Source organism: Ruminococcus sp. J1101004sp1_RTP21198st1_B9_RTP21198_201120 (genome assembly GCF_040924245.1).
In the GTDB taxonomy this organism is placed as follows: Bacteria; Bacillota; Clostridia; order Lachnospirales; family Lachnospiraceae; genus Blautia_A; species Blautia_A faecis.
Map to the genome: position 1 here is coordinate 98148 of NZ_JBCOMI010000006.1, position 15340 is coordinate 113487.

The 15340-nt window shown below is 44.5% G+C and carries 11 protein-coding genes, 2 tRNA genes and 3 pseudogenes; 6 read left to right on the forward strand and 10 right to left on the reverse strand.

The window, feature by feature from the left end; translation table 11 throughout:
* Window positions 1-10: 10 nt before the first annotated feature.
* Together AB5618_RS05490 and AB5618_RS05495 are read right to left on the reverse strand one after the other, a co-directional pair.
* Window positions 11-661, reverse strand: a complete 651-nt coding sequence (locus AB5618_RS05490; RefSeq protein ID WP_368366573.1) for a phosphoribosylanthranilate isomerase — start codon at window positions 659-661, stop codon at window positions 11-13.
* A gap of 46 nt (window positions 662-707) precedes the next feature.
* Window positions 708-809, reverse strand: a pseudogene (locus AB5618_RS05495) (DUF6783 domain-containing protein); the annotation flags it as partial.
* Between AB5618_RS05495 and AB5618_RS05500 the strand changes: the two are divergent.
* Window positions 765-1022, forward strand: a complete 258-nt coding sequence (locus AB5618_RS05500) for a DUF6783 domain-containing protein (RefSeq protein WP_368366579.1) — start codon at window positions 765-767, stop codon at window positions 1020-1022. The pseudogene AB5618_RS05495 and the gene AB5618_RS05500 overlap by 45 nt on opposite strands.
* On the opposite strand, the pseudogene trpC reads toward AB5618_RS05500, so the two are convergent.
* Window positions 910-1692 (reverse strand): annotated as a pseudogene (gene trpC, locus AB5618_RS05505) (indole-3-glycerol phosphate synthase TrpC); the annotation flags it as partial. The gene AB5618_RS05500 and the pseudogene trpC overlap by 113 nt on opposite strands.
* Window positions 1693-1834: 142 nt before the next feature.
* Entirely contained in the window at window positions 1835-2848 is a 1014-nt protein-coding gene (gene trpD / locus AB5618_RS05510; protein ID WP_294674835.1) for an anthranilate phosphoribosyltransferase, read from the reverse strand.
* Between the two features lie 64 nt (window positions 2849-2912).
* Here trpD and AB5618_RS05515 point away from each other — a divergent pair.
* Window positions 2913-2975: pseudogene (locus AB5618_RS05515) on the forward strand (hypothetical protein); the annotation flags it as partial.
* A 2-nt stretch (window positions 2976-2977) separates the two neighbouring features.
* Here the strand turns inward: AB5618_RS05515 and AB5618_RS05520 are convergent.
* The 3 genes from AB5618_RS05520 to rhaD all read right to left on the reverse strand — a co-directional run bounded on the left by AB5618_RS05520 (window position 2978) and on the right by rhaD (window position 6492).
* Complete coding sequence (locus tag AB5618_RS05520; protein ID WP_294432018.1) at window positions 2978-3547, reverse strand: aminodeoxychorismate/anthranilate synthase component II; 570 nt, start codon at window positions 3545-3547, stop codon at window positions 2978-2980.
* Window positions 3544-5058, reverse strand: a complete 1515-nt coding sequence (gene trpE / locus AB5618_RS05525) for an anthranilate synthase component I (protein WP_368366574.1) — start codon at window positions 5056-5058, stop codon at window positions 3544-3546. The genes AB5618_RS05520 and trpE overlap by 4 nt, the downstream gene beginning before the upstream one ends.
* A gap of 600 nt (window positions 5059-5658) precedes the next feature.
* Window positions 5659-6492 (reverse strand): rhamnulose-1-phosphate aldolase, encoded by an 834-nt coding sequence (rhaD, locus tag AB5618_RS05530; RefSeq protein ID WP_118578371.1) that lies wholly within the window; start codon window positions 6490-6492, stop codon window positions 5659-5661.
* 443 nt (window positions 6493-6935) lie between these two features.
* Between rhaD and AB5618_RS05535 the strand changes: the two genes are divergently transcribed.
* The 4 genes from AB5618_RS05535 (at window position 6936) to AB5618_RS05550 (ending at window position 9542) form a co-directional block, all read left to right on the forward strand.
* Window positions 6936-7008, forward strand: a tRNA-Val gene (locus tag AB5618_RS05535).
* A gap of 18 nt (window positions 7009-7026) precedes the next feature.
* Window positions 7027-7100, forward strand: a tRNA-Met gene (locus AB5618_RS05540).
* Between the two features lie 143 nt (window positions 7101-7243).
* Window positions 7244-7936, forward strand: a complete 693-nt coding sequence (locus AB5618_RS05545; protein WP_368366575.1) for a hypothetical protein — start codon at window positions 7244-7246, stop codon at window positions 7934-7936.
* A gap of 52 nt (window positions 7937-7988) precedes the next feature.
* A complete protein-coding gene (locus AB5618_RS05550; protein ID WP_173716295.1) occupies window positions 7989-9542 on the forward strand; it encodes a hypothetical protein in 1554 nt (517 codons plus the stop codon).
* Between the two features lie 82 nt (window positions 9543-9624).
* On the opposite strand, the gene AB5618_RS05555 is transcribed toward AB5618_RS05550, so the two are convergent.
* The 3 genes from AB5618_RS05555 to AB5618_RS05565 form a co-directional block, all read right to left on the reverse strand.
* A complete protein-coding gene (locus AB5618_RS05555) occupies window positions 9625-10773 on the reverse strand; it encodes a hypothetical protein (protein ID WP_173716308.1) in 1149 nt (382 codons plus the stop codon).
* Window positions 10766-11275: a sigma-70 family RNA polymerase sigma factor gene (locus AB5618_RS05560; RefSeq protein ID WP_173716309.1), complete on the reverse strand. Its 510-nt coding sequence runs from the start codon at window positions 11273-11275 to the stop codon at window positions 10766-10768. The genes AB5618_RS05555 and AB5618_RS05560 overlap by 8 nt, the downstream gene beginning before the upstream one ends.
* Window positions 11276-11538: 263 nt before the next feature.
* The gene (locus AB5618_RS05565; RefSeq protein ID WP_148461630.1) at window positions 11539-15336 is read right to left on the reverse strand and encodes a phosphoribosylformylglycinamidine synthase; all 3798 of its coding nucleotides are present in this window, start codon (window positions 15334-15336) and stop codon (window positions 11539-11541) included.
* Between the last annotated feature and the right edge of the window lie 4 nt (window positions 15337-15340).

The window sequence follows — 15340 nt, forward strand, 5'->3', positions numbered from 1 at the left end:
TCTTCACTCTTCACTCTAAATCTGCTTCTCGCTCTTTTCTGTATGCTTCCAGTGTATTAATCTGCTTCAGCATACGGGCAATCTGCTGGATTTTCGCCCGGTCTTTTCTTCCATCGGTTTCCAGGCTGCTGCTCAGGTCTACAGCCCATGGGTGTAAGGTTCCAATGGCGCTGCGGAGGTTTTCGGGACCGATTCCTCCGGCAAGGAAGAATGGGCGGCGGACTGGGGGAACCAGGGTCCAGTCGAAAGGTTCGCCGGTTCCTCCTGCGCCCTGATCTAAGAGGATGTAGTCGGCAGGGCTTCGAAGAGCCCGCTGAACATCTTCGGGTGTTTTTATGGAAAAGGCCTTGATGACGGGCTTTCCAGTCATATTCTGGATTTTTTCGATGTAGTCTTCGTCTTCATCCCCGTGAAGCTGGGCAGCCCATAGGGTGCCATCTTTTAATAAGGAAATGGGGAGTTCCGGGGCAGCGTTTACGAATACACCTACGGAAAGGATTTCCTTGTCCAGTCCCTTAACCAGGACTTTGACCTGTTCTGCCGTAAGGCTTCGTCTTCTTCCTGGAACTTCAATTATGAATCCCGCAAAATCCGGTTTTGCTTCATTTACGGCTTCAATATCCTCTTTGCAGGTCAGACCGCAAATTTTTAATTTTGCCATACTGTTTCATTCCTTTTCTTTAATTTTTTATTTTCCAACTATTTTATCAGCACATTGTACATCTTAGATTGCCAGAGCGTGTTTGAAAAAGGCTTTCTGCAAGATGTGCGTCACAATTTGTGGGAGATTTTGCCCGGATGAGGACGCCGTAGTTGGCTACGGCAACCGAATTCGGGTGAAATATACCGCAAAGTGGGACGTGCATGGAATATCACTTATCACCATGAGTCAGCTCAGACAATCCCTGCATTTAATGCCCCAAGTGCCGCTTTCTTGTCAGGGCTGCGCATTAAGGTCTCCCCGATCAGGACTGCATCTACTTTGTTTTCATATAATATACGGATATCCTCCGCTGTCTTAATACCACTTTCGGAAACAAATACCGTATCAGCCGGTGCCATGTTCCGCAGTCTGATACTATTTCCCATATCAACGGTAAAATCATGGAGATTCCGGTTGTTCACTCCCACGATTTTTGCTCCAAAATTCAAAGCACGGTCCACTTCCCACTGATCATGAGCTTCTACCAGAGCATCCAGTCCCAGCTCCTGTGCCAGTTCCCCAAAGGCTTTTAACTGGCTGTTATCAAGAATCGCACAAATCAGAAGTACAGCGGAAGCCCCAAATGCTTTTGCCTGGTAGATCATGTACTCATCTACTGTAAAATCCTTTCGAAGCACCGGAATATTCACTGCCTGGGAAATTTCCTGCAAATACCTGTCTGCGCCCTGGAAATAAAAGGGCTCTGTGAGACAGGAGATTGCAGAAGCACCGGCCTGCTCATATTCCTTTGCAATGTCCAGATAAGGAAAATCTGGTGCGATCAATCCTTTTGAAGGAGATGCTTTTTTTACTTCACAGATGTAAGACATTCCCGGCTTTTTTAATGCCTCCAGAAAAGAGATTTTTTCCTCGGCATGTTTCGCCAGATCGGAATTCTGCTGTGAGATAAGTTCCCTTAATGGGAATTTAAATTTTTCCTCCGCAATACGCTCTTTTGTGCGCGCTGCTATCTCGTTTAAAATACTCATTCTATCTCCTATAAAACTCTCTGTGATGTCATTCTCTCTTGTCGTCATTTTTATCTAAATGAGTTATATTGTTATTTTTTTCAGTGCTATTTTGTTTTGTGATGTGATTATTGTTATTTTTGTTATTATTTGTGTTTATTTTTCACTCCTGATTACTCTTTTGTATAAATTCTTCCAGTTTCTTCAGTGCAGCCCCGCTGTCGATCAGCTGCTCTGCCATCTTCACACCTGCTTCAATGGAAGCTGCTTTGCCTGCAATATAAAGTGCGGCACCAGCATTCAGGCAAACTGCATGACGTTTCGCACCTGTCTCTTTGCCTTCCAGAATTGCTTTTGTGATTTCGGCGTTCTCCTGCGGGGTTCCTCCCTGAAGCTCCTCTTTTGTGCAGCGCTCATAACCAAACTGCTCCGGAGTGAGTACATAGGATGTAAATTTGCCATCTTTGATCTCGCATACAGAAGTCGGTGCACTCATGGAAATTTCATCCAGACTGTCCTGTCCGAAGACAACCATTCCTCTTGTTACTCCAAGATTTGCCATGACCTGCGCAAGAGGCTCAACAAGGGCTTCATCATAAACACCCATCAGCTCCATATTGGCGCCAGCCGGGTTGCTTAACGGTCCAAGAATATTAAATACAGTACGGATTCCCAGCTCTTTACGGATTGGAGCCACATACTTCATTGCAATGTGATAGTTCTGTGCAAACAGGAAGCAGATTCCGATTTTTTCCAGAAGTTCCTGGCTTTTTTCCGGTGGAATTGTGATCTTAACGCCCAGAGCTTCCAGCACATCTGCAGCTCCGGATTTTGAAGAAGCAGCTCTGTTTCCATGCTTTGCTACCGGTACGCCTCCTGCTGCGATCACAAGGGAGGCAGTGGTGGAAATGTTAAAGGAATTGGAGCCGTCTCCACCAGTACCTACGATTTCCAGTACATCCATGTCATGAAGCAGCTTGATGCAGTGTGCTCTCATGCCTGCCGCGGAAGCGGTAATCTCATCAATGGTTTCCCCTTTCAGCGCCAGAGCAGTCAGGTAAGCGGACATCTGTACCGGAGTAGCTTTTCCGCTCATAATCTCGTCCATTACCTCTTCTGCTTCCTGATAGGTTAAGTTCTGTTTCTTCGATAATTTGATAATACTTTCTCTGATCATTTTTTCTGCTCCTCTCTGATGTTGTCCTTTATAAATTGTCAAATCTGACTTGCGCTTCTAGAGCGTGTTTGAAAAATCATTCCCGCAATCTCCCACAAATTGTGACGCACATCTTGCAGAGAGCCTTTTTCAAACACGCTCCAGAAAATTCTCAATCATCTTCCTTCCATCGGAAGTCATAACAGACTCAGGATGAAACTGTACACCATAAACCGGATATTCCTTATGTTCCACTGCCATGATTTCTCCATCTTCTGCTCTGGCTGTCACAACCAGCTCTTCGGGAAGAGTCTCTTCTATTGCTGCCAGGGAATGATATCTTGCTGCCGGGAACTTTTCCGGAAGTCCTTTAAACAGGACATTGGAACCGCACTGGATCATCTCATCTCTTTTCCCATGCTTCAGTTCTTTTGCATAGGAAACCACTCCGCCAAAGGCTTCGCAGATGCTCTGATGTCCCAGACACACACCCAGAATTGGGATTTTTCCAGCGAACTCTTTGATCACCGGAATACAGATGCCTGCCTCCTCCGGTCTTCCAGGGCCCGGGGAAAGAACAATTGCTTCCGGTACCAACTTCTCTATTTCTCCCAGGGAAATTTCGTCATTTCGAACCACCTGAATATCCGGATTAACGGACCCGATCAGCTGATACAGGTTATAGGAAAAGCTGTCGTAATTATCAATCAGTAAAATCATTCTAATCCCTCCTCTGCCTGGCTGATGGCCCTTACCACCGCTCTTGCCTTATTCTGGCACTCTTCAAATTCTTTTTCCGGTACGCTGTCTGCCACGATTCCGGCTCCCGACCGGATACAGATTTCATCTTTTTTCTTATATACCAGACGGATTGCAATGCACACATCCAGATTTCCTGTGAAATCCACATATCCGATTGCACCGCCGTAAATGCCTCTCTTGCTTTGTTCCAGTTCCTGAATGATCTGGCAGGCACGGAATTTCGGTACCCCAGAAAGGGTTCCTGCAGGTAAGATGGCATCCACTGCGTCTATGGCATCTTTGCCCTTTTTGATAGTTCCTGTTACTGTGGAACCCAGGTGCATGACACAGGAATAACGTTCCACAGTCAGGTATTTTTCCACTTTTACGCTGCCAAGCTCACTGATTTTTCCAATATCGTTTCTTCCCAGATCTACAAGCATGTTGTGCTCGGCAAGCTCTTTTTCATCCTGAAGAAGATCAGCTTCCAGTGCTTTGTCCTCTTCCGGTGTTTTTCCTCGCGGCCTTGTTCCTGCCAGTGGGAAAGTGCTTAACTTGCCGTGATCTAATTTTACCAGTGTCTCCGGGGAGGCACCTGCGATTTCAATGTCATCACTGGAAAAATAGAACATGTAGGGGGATGGGTTGGTGGCTCTCAGAACACGGTAAGTATCAAACAGGCTGCCCTCTGCTTTTGCCCTCATGGGGTTTGACAAAACCACCTGGAAAATATCGCCCTCGTGGATATAATGCTTCGCCGTTTCCACCATCTGGCAATATTTTTCTTTAGGGAACTGAGGCTGGATTTCAGATTTAAGCCTGATCGGAGGAAAGATTTTTTTCTCACCCTTTTTGATCAGCTCTGTCATTTCTTCCAGTTTTTCACAGGCCTGTTTATAGGACTTTTCCAGATCATCTGTCATCACACCTGTGATGAGAAGAACCTTCTGACGGTAGTGGTCGAATGCGATCACATCATTAAACAGCATCAGATCCAGATCCCGGAAATCCTGCTGTTCCTTATCTTTTAGCTCCAGCTTGGGTTCACTGTATTTGATGTAGTCGTAGGAGAAGTAACCTACCAGACCGCCGGTAAATGTGGGCATATCGTCCATAACCGGACTTTTGTACTGACTGATGATTTCACGGATAGCATCGCCTGGATGGGCAACCTGTCGAACCTCTTCTGTACTGCTTTCTGCAGCATTGCCGCTTCTGCCAAAAGTTTCCGTCTTACTGGTTTTTCGAATTCGCAGGATTCCGTCTGTACAGGTGATTTCCATGGAAGGATCATATCCCAGAAAAGAATACCTGCCCCACGCTTCGCTCTGGCTGGCACTTTCCAGCAGATAGCAGTGATGACTTGCCTTTTGCAGAATCCGCATCATCTCTACTGGTGTGTAGCTGTCTGCGTATAACTCTTTGCAGATTGGAATTCTTTTGTAATCTCCTGCTGCCATTTCCCTGATCTTATCAAATGTTGGATACATAGAACACCTCCCGATTTATTTCCTGAACAGTGCACGCGCCGCATCCTCGCAGAGCGTTTTTAGGTGTAACAGGAACATTACGGAGTAATTTTCTAGTACACAAAAAACCCGTCCAGGACAGAATTTCCATATCTGTCAAGGACGGGTCTGAATATTCACCCGCGGTGCCACCTTGCTTCACGATAAAATCGTGCTCTTAACGGAATACCATCATATTCCTGACAACTGACGTATGTCCTACGTCGCATAATACTTGGCTTCTGCAGAATCTTCTTTCATGCTTCAATCAGATATGTCTACATTTCTTCTGCACGCATTCTGCCTTTCCATGCGCCCTCAGCGGCCCATTTAACAAACTGCCTTACCGCCCGGCTCTCAGCCTCCCGGACTCTCTGTGGGTGCACGATTGTTTTTATTCCCGCTTCATCGGTTTAGTTCGTTGAATTAAATTTTTATTTAAAATAGCATACAGGCAATGAATTGTCAAGCAATTTTTTCGCATTTTATAAACATTTATTAAAATTAATTTCCTCTAACGTAAAAAATCTGCCTGTGAATTTTCTCATCACAGACAGATCTCACATTATTATATTAATTTACTTACTGCTCTTTTTCATAAAGAAATTCTTCCGGTAAAGTAACATGAAAGTCTTTGGCTACTGCGCGGAAATCATCAGGAGTAATGGTCTGAAGCTTACGCGGTGCCATGGACATTACCTTCACCAGGATTTCCGCAGACTTCTCTACTGTATGGAGAAGGCCAAAGGTCAGGTCAAAGTCCTCACCGGAGCAGAACATTCCATGATGTGCCCAGATAACAACATCATATTTCTTCATCAGCTCCGCTGTTTTTACTGCAATTTCTCTTCCGCCTGGTACCATCCAGCCTACAACGCCTACGCCATCTGGGAAAACAACCGGACACTCAGTAGCAGACTCCCACAGCTCTCTTGTAAATACCTTGTCATCCAGTGGAAGAACAAAGGTTAATGCGATGGTGTTGGTTGTATGTGCGTGATAAATAACACGATGTCTGCCATTTGTAAGCTTCTTTTTTACCTCATGATTCATAAGGTGAGTTGGAAGCTCGCTGGTTGGGCGGCCACCTTCTACCAGTCCCCAGCGGATTCTGTAATTAACACCCTTGTCATCCAGTTCAATGATTGCAAGACATGCTTCCGGGTCAACTGCTATGTTTCTGAAATATTTGCCGCTTCCGGTTACCAGGAAAAACTCTCCTGCAAGTCCCGGCACCTCTGTGCCGATTGGCTGCCACTCGCCTGGTGCATTCAGACGGGGACGGATCATTTCTACTTCTTCTGCTTTCAGACGATAGCTTAAATTTCCGCCGTTTCTCTCATGCCAGCCCTGCTGGAAACCATCGTCTGCCATTTTGATAAAGCCCTTCATAAATTTGGAATCTAAAATCTTCATACCTTCTTCTCCTCTTCTATTTTTCGTATCGCCAACTGACGTTTCCTAATAAGAAAAACAATTGTCAGCTGATCGCAATTATGGTCTCAGGGCGTGTTTGTGAGCCCTTTCTTATGAGACCATACGAATACGCTGCGTCCGTTCTTTTTCTTCTTACAGGTATCCGGTATGCTTTTGTTTGCTCTTCTTGTTTACAGGCTCAGTATAACACCAATTCTCATTTTTGAAAGAACCTTACTTGCCAAATTGTTTTCCGCTTTTTGCAAATAAGGACCCAAAATAAAAATTTCTGTTTCTAGAGCCTTTTTTTCCAATAAAATAGTAAAAAAATATAATTCTAAATTTTTTGAAAAAATTAAAAAAAGTTGTTGACAATTTGCGACAGTTAATAGTATAATAGCAAAGCGAGCTGCGGAAGAGAAGAAACTTCACAGTTTGTATATGGGGTCTTAGCTCAGCTGGGAGAGCATCTGCCTTACAAGCAGAGGGTCACAGGTTCGAGCCCTGTAGGCCCCATACTTATGAAATGAATATGGCGAGATAGCTCAGTTGGCTAGAGCACGCGGTTCATACCCGCGGTGTCGAGGGTTCGAATCCCCCTCTCGCTATTATAGATGTTGCAGATTGCAGCATCTATTTTTTTGTCCATCAGTAAATCGGACATTCCAGGTCTGCTTCGCTACTTGCTCATGAACGCCATAAAACCTGGCACGCAATTTTTCCAGTTAATAATTTTTAAAGGAGTAACTGCATGAATATTGCCCCATCTATCCGTAAACTTCTTGATAATGAAACTACCATCCACGAAGCTCAGATTCGCGCTTTGTTCCAGACTCTTGACCGCAAATTTGGTCTTCGGGGGGCTTCTGTACCTATCCGCTTTGGTTACGATGAAGCTGTACTTGGCTCTTATACCCCGGCTTCTGCCCACGAAAAAGAAAGCTTCTATTTTTCCCTTCTGTTTATTGGTTATGCCGTAAAGAAGCCTCTTTCCAAAGAGGATCGCCTGGATCTTTATAAGCACGAATACGCCCATTATATGCAATACAATATGAAAATCCCGGCGCAGTATAACTGGCAGGCAGGAAAGCATGGGAGCGCCTGGAAATACTGCTGTTCTCTTGTGGGCGCCGCGCCTACTCCTTATTACAGAATCGGAGAAAGCCTTCTGAAGCACAATTATGACAAAGCTCTGAAAAACCCTATTCACGACAAGACAGTTCCCATCCGGGACACCTACCGTCGTGAACAGGCCTACAAAAGCGCCAAACATAGCGAAGTCAAATTCCAGGTAAATGATGTAGTAACTCATCCCAAATTCGGAGAAGGTACTGTAGAGGAAGTCGTACAGCTTTCCAATTCTGTCAGACTGCATATCCGGTTTGCTGATGATGAAGTGAAAAAAATCGATCAGAAATGGCTGCTACGGTCTGGTCATAAATAGTTATATTTTTACAAAACCCAATAAACTTATCATATAAAAGGAGTAAAAAGCCATGAAAAAAAATCATCATCTACACCGGCAGATTCACCTCTGCCTCATCATTTTACTGCTTCTGTTTTGCAGTTCAAGCCAGGTATTTGCCGCAGCAAGGGTAAATGTGAAAAATACCAGGATTAAATTATCAGCCACAAAGCTTACCTATAATAAAAAGGTACAGCGTCCAAAAGTAAGAGTAACTTATAAAGGAAAAGTCTTGAAGGAAAAGAAAAACTATATTGTAAAGTACTCTAAAGGCTGCAAAAAAGTAGGAACTTACACGGTTCAGATTATTGGAAAAGGCACTTATACCGGCACTGCTAAAAAACAGTTTGTTATTTTACCGCCGAAAGCCCAGATAATGAATATCTATGCAAAAACAGCAGCTGCAACTGTAGTAGTAAAAAGACAAACCTCCCAGACCAGTGGTTACCAGCTGCGCTATGCAACTAATTCCAAACTTAAAAATGCAAAAACTATAACAGTCAAAGGTAACAAAAACAACAAAATTTTTCTCAATGGCCTCCGTGCCGGGACTACATATTATATGCAAACCCGTACTTACATGACTGTTAAAGGAAAAAAATACTATTCCAAATGGTCTTCTACATGCCATTGCACAACAAACAAAAAGACAAACAGTACCCACCAAAGTGCAACCCCTACACCTACACCTACACCAACGCCTACATCCACACCGGTTCCTACACCCACACCGATTCCCAAAGCTGATCTGCCTGCACACGATAAAGAAGGAACTGCACCAGCTAAATATACATATGAAATTTATGGTCTGGACAAACAGAAGGCAGATATTTACACCGATTGTCCCAAACCTTTTTTTATAAAGACAGACAATCCGGATCCGAACTCTTTTTCCTGTATTTTTAATGGAAATGACTCTCGGACCAGCGCATACAGAAGTGGTTCATCTCGTTTCTTTGATGATATTCCTTTAGAAAACAATGACTCAGAAACTACTTCATTAGAGAAAGTAAAAGGCGGTTATATCAAATACGTGCATTTTTCCGAAGCAGGAACCTACACTGTAGAATTCAGGGAATATTCATTATCAGGTTATACGGTTGCAAATACAGTGACATTAAATGTTCTGGATTATGAACAGGCAAAAAACGCATGGATGATTGACATTATTAACAAAACTACAACTACCGATATGACTCCTTTTGAAAAGATGGACGCTATAAGTGCCTACCTCAGAGAACCAGGCCGCTTTAAATATTTAACCAGATATAACGATCATACAGTCTCTCTGGCAGCAGATCCCAATGCTCCATTTTTTGTAACTTACCGTTGGGACTCTAGCACATCACCGGCAATTCTCGGTGAGTTCGCTGAATTAGTCGGTGGATTTGATGATATTCATTATTGCTTTGGTGATTATCCGGTTGGCTCTCCATCATGGTCCATATGGCATTATGTGGTAAAGCTTACTATAGGAAATGAGACGCGAAACTACGCCGTTTGCCCAATGGCTTCAACCGGCAACGTTGAAGAAATCAAAATGATTGATTTTTCCGATCTGAGTAATATGCGAAAGTTCGGATAATCTTAATTTAACAAATCAAAAAAGTCCCCATCCCACTGTTTTAATTGCAAAAAACAGTGAATGGGGACTTTTTTCGATTATTCTATTTCTTAAGCTTCATTTTTACCGGCTCATACGTGGTATTCGTTTCATAGTCATATCCCCGTATTCCGATTTCGTCGGCAAGGTCCGTTTTCTGATAGCTTCTCTGGAAGGTGGCTTCTTTTCCAGACTCTGCCACCTCTGAACCACCGCCAAGGTCGGAAAGCTGCCACAGATTTCCATTCAGATCCATTACATCAAGGGAAATACTGTCGCACTCTTCTAAGAAGATGCAATGGATTGTGACGTAATCGCCCACTTCTGTTTCTTCTATATCTGCGGACAGGATCTTTACTTTTCCATCTGCAGTTATCCCTTCACCATCCACAGGCACATAGGTCATACTTTTCCCCTGGCTCTTATCTTCCAGCTGAAAAGTAATGTTTGTACGCATCACATCATCAACGCACTTAGCATCAGGAAGCGTGGCAGTTCCGATGCAGGAAACGGTAAGATTTTTACTCTCATTTGTCTTTACTGCGGAAGAATAGAAATCTACTACATCATCTTCCAGATTTCGGTAATTTCCCACTGCTGTTTCAATGCCAAGATCTGAATCAAAATCAAAGCTGGCTCCAACCTTTACTATGGTCAGTCCTTTTTCTGCGGCATATTCTCCTATTGTCTTGTCACTTTCAATTCCAAGATTTCTTACAGGATCCTCATTCATGGTATCTTGTCCTGCCAGAAGATACTTGCCTCTTTCTTTCGCTGTAACTTCCACCACCACCTGGACACTGTTCTTATCACAAAGGGCTTCCTTCACGGTGTAAGTAAGAATGGAATCGCCATCTTCCTGCTGCACCGGATCTTTTTCAATCAGCTCCTTGGCTTCTTCCGGCATCTTATTTCCAGCTTCCTGGAAAAAGCCGGAAATGCCTATATACTTCTCTGCAGCAAAAACAGTGGCACCAAATGCCATCACTGCCGCAAATGTCAAGATCAAGCTGCGCTTCCAGTTTTTCCGTGTACCAATTTTTCCCATTCTGTCAGTGCCATTTATTACTTTTCCCGTTTTTTCTTCTTTCTGATACCCTCTATCGGACTCCGCCGAATTCTCTATCATTTCCAATGTCTCATCTACACGTCTGAGCACACATTCCGGCACTTCTGTTTCTTCTGAAAAAATATCAAACAATCTATCATCCATGAATATATCCTCCTTCATACTCTGCACGAAGCTGTTTTCTGGCTCTGGAAAGCCTTGTAAGCACTGTATTCTGGCTGATTTCCAGAAGAGCGGCAATTTCCTTTACACTAAGGGATTTGCTGTAATACAAAAGCATCACCACCTGGTACTTCTCATCCAGGGATGCCAGGATTTCCTTCCATTCACAATCTACATAGCCAGGTTCCTCGAAGATTCCCTCTTCCATTTCCATCGTAGGAAAAACGCGGCCTTTGTGCCGAAGCATTTCATTGCAGTTATTGATCAGGATCCGAATCATCCAGGTTTTGAAGTAAGAATCCTTTTTTAAAGTGGAAAGCTTTTCATAACACTTTAAAATCGTTTCCTGTATGGCATCTGCCACATCTTCGTCATTCTTCAGATAGGCCCAGGCTACTTTATACATACTCTGTGTATTCATCCGGATGAGCTGTGCAAATGCACCGGAATCCCCGGATTTTGCCTTTTTCACCAAATTTTCCATAAGGTTTTTCGCTCCTTTTTGTGTTCTGCAGTACACGAAATTAATTGCTGTATTTCCTTTTACATACATTAGATGGAAATAGCCTGGAAAATATTTCATTAAAATTATTAAATATAGCGCAAGAACTATATTGATGGCAATGCATCTGCGGTGACGAAAATCAAAGTAATGAAGATACAAAAAATATCCTGGATAAGTTACAATGCGGAAAAAGCTTTGTACTTACCAGGATATTTCTTTTTTAACGTTTTATTTGCAACGTTTTATTTGAAGTACTCAACACCGGACTCAAAGATCTGAATATCCTGCTGTCCATAGATGTTGATTGCGACGCCATTGTCGCGGCGCTCGCTATGTGCCATCTTACCGAGAACACGTCCATCCGGGCTTGTGATACCCTCAATGTTATAGGTAGATCCGTTGATATTGGATTCTTCGGACTGATCCAGCTCTCCGTTTGGATTTACATACTGGGTAGCTACCTGACCGTTTGCAAGGAGCTTAGCAAGCCATTCATCGTTTGCTACGAAGCGTCCCTCACCGTGGGAAGCCGGGTTGCAGTATACACCGCCAAGTGTGGCTTTCTGCAGCCATGGAGACTTGTTGCTTACAACCTTTGTGTAAACCATCTTGGAAATATGACGTCCGATGGTGTTATAGGTCAGTGTAGGAGAATCCTCTTTCTGTCCGCAGATCTCACCGTATGGAACAAGTCCCAGCTTGATCAGCGCCTGGAATCCGTTACAGATACCAAGTGCAAGACCATCTCTCTCATTTAACAGCTTCATAACTGCCTCTTTGATCTTTGCATTCTGGAAGGCAGTTGCAAAGAATTTCGCAGAACCGTCTGGCTCATCACCAGCGGAGAAACCGCCTGGGAACATGATCATCTGTGCCTGGTCAATGGATTTCTCAAAGATTTCCACAGAATCACGGATATCCTCTGCACTTAAGTTCTTAAATACTTTAACATCAACCTCAGCCCCAGCTCTCTCAAAAGCACGGGTGCTGTCGTATTCGCAGTTGGTTCCCGGGAATACAGGAATGAATACACGTGGTTTTGCTACTTTATGCTTGCAAACATAAATGTTCTTAGTATTGTAAACACCATTCTCATAGGTTGCTTCTGGATCTGCTGTCTTTACAGCCATGGCAACTGGTCCGTCGTTTTCTTCGCCGGAGGTTGTCTTGAATACTTTCTCCAGAGTGCCTGTCCATGCCTTGTAAGCCTCATCCAGAGTGATCTCAGCGTTTCCGTAGGAGAATTTACCATCAGCTGTTACTTCACCGATTACGGTGTATGTAATAGAAAGCTGACCAACCTTTTCAGCCGGAACTTCCAGAACCAGATCGCCGAAGCCTGGTGCAAAGAAGTCTCTTGGATCCAGATTATGCTCGATCTTCACGCCCATTGCATTTCCAAATGCCATCTTGCTGACTGCTGCCGCAATACCGTGACGGTCAAGTGCATATGCAGAAACTACTTTTCCAGCCTGCATGTCATTGTGTAATTTCTCGTACTGATCCATAATTGCTGCATAGTCCGGTAAATCGTACTGATCTTTCGGAGCGCGAAGCCATACCAGCTTGTTTCCAGCCTTTTTCAGCTCTGGTGTGATCACATCCTGAAGCTTGGCAACATCCACAGCGAAGGATACCAGTGTTGGCGGAACATCAATGTCATTAAAGGTTCCGGACATACTGTCCTTACCACCGATAGACGGAAGACCGAATCCCATCTGTGCTGCATAAGCACCAAGAAGTGCTGCAAATGGCTGGCTCCATCTCTTTGGATCCTCTGTCATACGACGGAAGTATTCCTGGAAGGTGAAACGGATCTTCTTATAATCACCACCTGCTGCCACGATTCTTGCAACAGATTCTGTCACTGCATAAGCAGCTCCGTGATATGGGCTCCAGGAGGATAAGTATGGATCAAAGCCATAGCTCATCATGGTTACCGTATTGGTGGTTCCATTCTGTACCGGTACCTTGGCAACCATTGCCTGAGTCTCTGTAAGCTGGTTTTTACCGCCATAAGGCATGAGAACGCTTCCTGCACCAATGGAGCTGTCAAACATCTCTACAAGGCCCTTCTGGGAGCATACATTTAAGTCTGCCAGTGTGGAAAGCCATTTTTCTCTTACATCCGCTACGTCCGGACGCTCTTCAAAAAGGTTGCCCTCTTTATTCGGGATTTCAACTTCTACGGTTGTCTCCTGATGTGCACCGTTGGTATCAAGGAATGCACGGGAAATATTTACAACCTCTTTTCCTCTCCAGGAAAGCACCAGTCTTGGCTCTTTTGTTACAACTGCAACCGGAACTGCCTCCAGGTTCTCTTCGTTTGCAAAACCAAGGAATTTCTCTACGTCTTCCGGAGCAACAACAACTGCCATACGCTCCTGGGACTCGGAAATTGCAATCTCAGTACCGTCAAGACCTGCATATTTCTTCGGAACTTTGTCAAGGTCGATCTGAAGACCAGGTGCCAGCTCTCCGATTGCTACGGATACACCGCCTGCACCGAAGTCGTTACATTTCTTAATGATATAGCTGACTTCCTCACGACGGAACATACGCTGGATCTTACGCTCTGTAGGTGCATTTCCTTTCTGTACCTCAGCGCCGCAGACCTCGATAGAAGCCTCTGTATGTACTTTGGAGGAACCGGTAGCACCACCGATACCGTCACGTCCGGTACGTCCGCCAAGAAGGATGATGATATCTCCCGGATCAGAGTTCTCACGGATAACTGCACGTCTTGGAGCAGCACCCATAACTGCACCGATTTCCATACGTTTTGCAACGTAATTCGGATGATAGATTTCTTTTACATAGCCGGTAGCAAGACCGATCTGGTTACCGTAGGAGCTGTAGCCGTGAGCTGCACCACGAACCAGTTTCTTCTGCGGAAGCTTGCCTTTCAGAGTCTCTTTTACGGAAACAGTAGGATCTGCTGCTCCTGTTACACGCATTGCCTGATATACATAAGTACGTCCGGAAAGCGGGTCACGGATTGCACCGCCAAGGCAGGTAGCTGCGCCACCAAATGGCTCAATCTCAGTAGGATGGTTGTGTGTCTCATTCTTGAAGTTGATCAGCCATTCCTCTTCTTTTCCATTTACATCAACCGGCACTACAATACTGCAGGCATTGATCTCGTCGGACTCCTCCTGATCCTGAAGCTTGCCTTCGGATTTCAGTTTCTTCATAGCCATAAGAGCAAGATCCATCAGGCAGACGAATTTGTCGTCTCGTCCCTTATAAAGGACTTCTCTGTCGGAAAGATATCTGTTATAGGTATCAACGATAGGAGTTTTATAATCACCCTCATCAAATTTCACCTGTGTAAGCTCAGTGGAGAATGTGGTATGACGGCAATGGTCAGACCAGTAAGTATCCAGAACACGGATCTCGGTCATGGACGGATCACGTTTCTCCTCGTTCTTGAAATAGTTCTGGATATGAAGGAAATCCTTGAATGTCATAGCAAGGTTCAGGGAGCTGTAAAGCTCCCTCAATGGTGCTTCATCCATATCGCGGAAGCCATCGAAAATCTTAACATCTTCCGGGTCCTTGAACTCTGTAACCAGTGTCTCCGGCTTCTGAAGGCCTGTCTCACGGGAATCTACAGGGTTAATGCAGTGATTCTTGATTGCCTCGAATTCTTCCTCTGTAATGTCACCTTCGATCACATAGGTAGTGGCAGAGCGGATGATCGGCTGTGCATTTTCATCCAGGAACTGCACGCACTGAACAGCGGAATCTGCTCTCTGGTCAAACTGACCAGGAAGGAATTCTACGGAAAAAACATGTGCGCCATCTGCTGCCTCGAATTTCTCCAGATAAAGATCATCTACCGGCGGCTCGGCAAATACGGTATGGCATGCTTTCTCAAATACATCATCGGAAATATTCTCTACGTCATAGCGGATCAGTTCCCGCACGTTTGTTACAGTCTGAATGCCCAGATAAGAGCTGATCTCATGCTTCAGTTCTTTGGCTTTTACGGCAAAGGATGGTTTCTTTTCTACGTATACTCGTCTTACGTTACTCATTGGA

Excerpts from the sequence above, each read along its gene's own strand:
- AB5618_RS05490 (WP_368366573.1), bottom strand. The coding sequence starts at position 661 with ATGGCAAAATTAAAAATTTGCGGTCTGACCTGCAAAGAGGATATTGAA.
- AB5618_RS05500 (WP_368366579.1), top strand. The coding sequence starts at position 765 with ATGTGCGTCACAATTTGTGGGAGATTTTGCCCGGATGAGGACGCCGTA.
- trpD (WP_294674835.1), bottom strand. The coding sequence starts at position 2,848 with ATGATCAGAGAAAGTATTATCAAATTATCGAAGAAACAGAACTTAACC.
- AB5618_RS05520 (WP_294432018.1), bottom strand. The coding sequence starts at position 3,547 with ATGATTTTACTGATTGATAATTACGACAGCTTTTCCTATAACCTGTAT.
- trpE (WP_368366574.1), bottom strand. The coding sequence starts at position 5,058 with ATGTATCCAACATTTGATAAGATCAGGGAAATGGCAGCAGGAGATTAC.
- rhaD (WP_118578371.1), bottom strand. The coding sequence starts at position 6,492 with ATGAAGATTTTAGATTCCAAATTTATGAAGGGCTTTATCAAAATGGCA.
- AB5618_RS05545 (WP_368366575.1), top strand. The coding sequence starts at position 7,244 with ATGAATATTGCCCCATCTATCCGTAAACTTCTTGATAATGAAACTACC.
- AB5618_RS05550 (WP_173716295.1), top strand. The coding sequence starts at position 7,989 with ATGAAAAAAAATCATCATCTACACCGGCAGATTCACCTCTGCCTCATC.
- AB5618_RS05555 (WP_173716308.1), bottom strand. The coding sequence starts at position 10,773 with ATGGATGATAGATTGTTTGATATTTTTTCAGAAGAAACAGAAGTGCCG.
- AB5618_RS05560 (WP_173716309.1), bottom strand. The coding sequence starts at position 11,275 with ATGGAAAATTTGGTGAAAAAGGCAAAATCCGGGGATTCCGGTGCATTT.
- AB5618_RS05565 (WP_148461630.1), bottom strand. The coding sequence starts at position 15,336 with ATGAGTAACGTAAGACGAGTATACGTAGAAAAGAAACCATCCTTTGCC.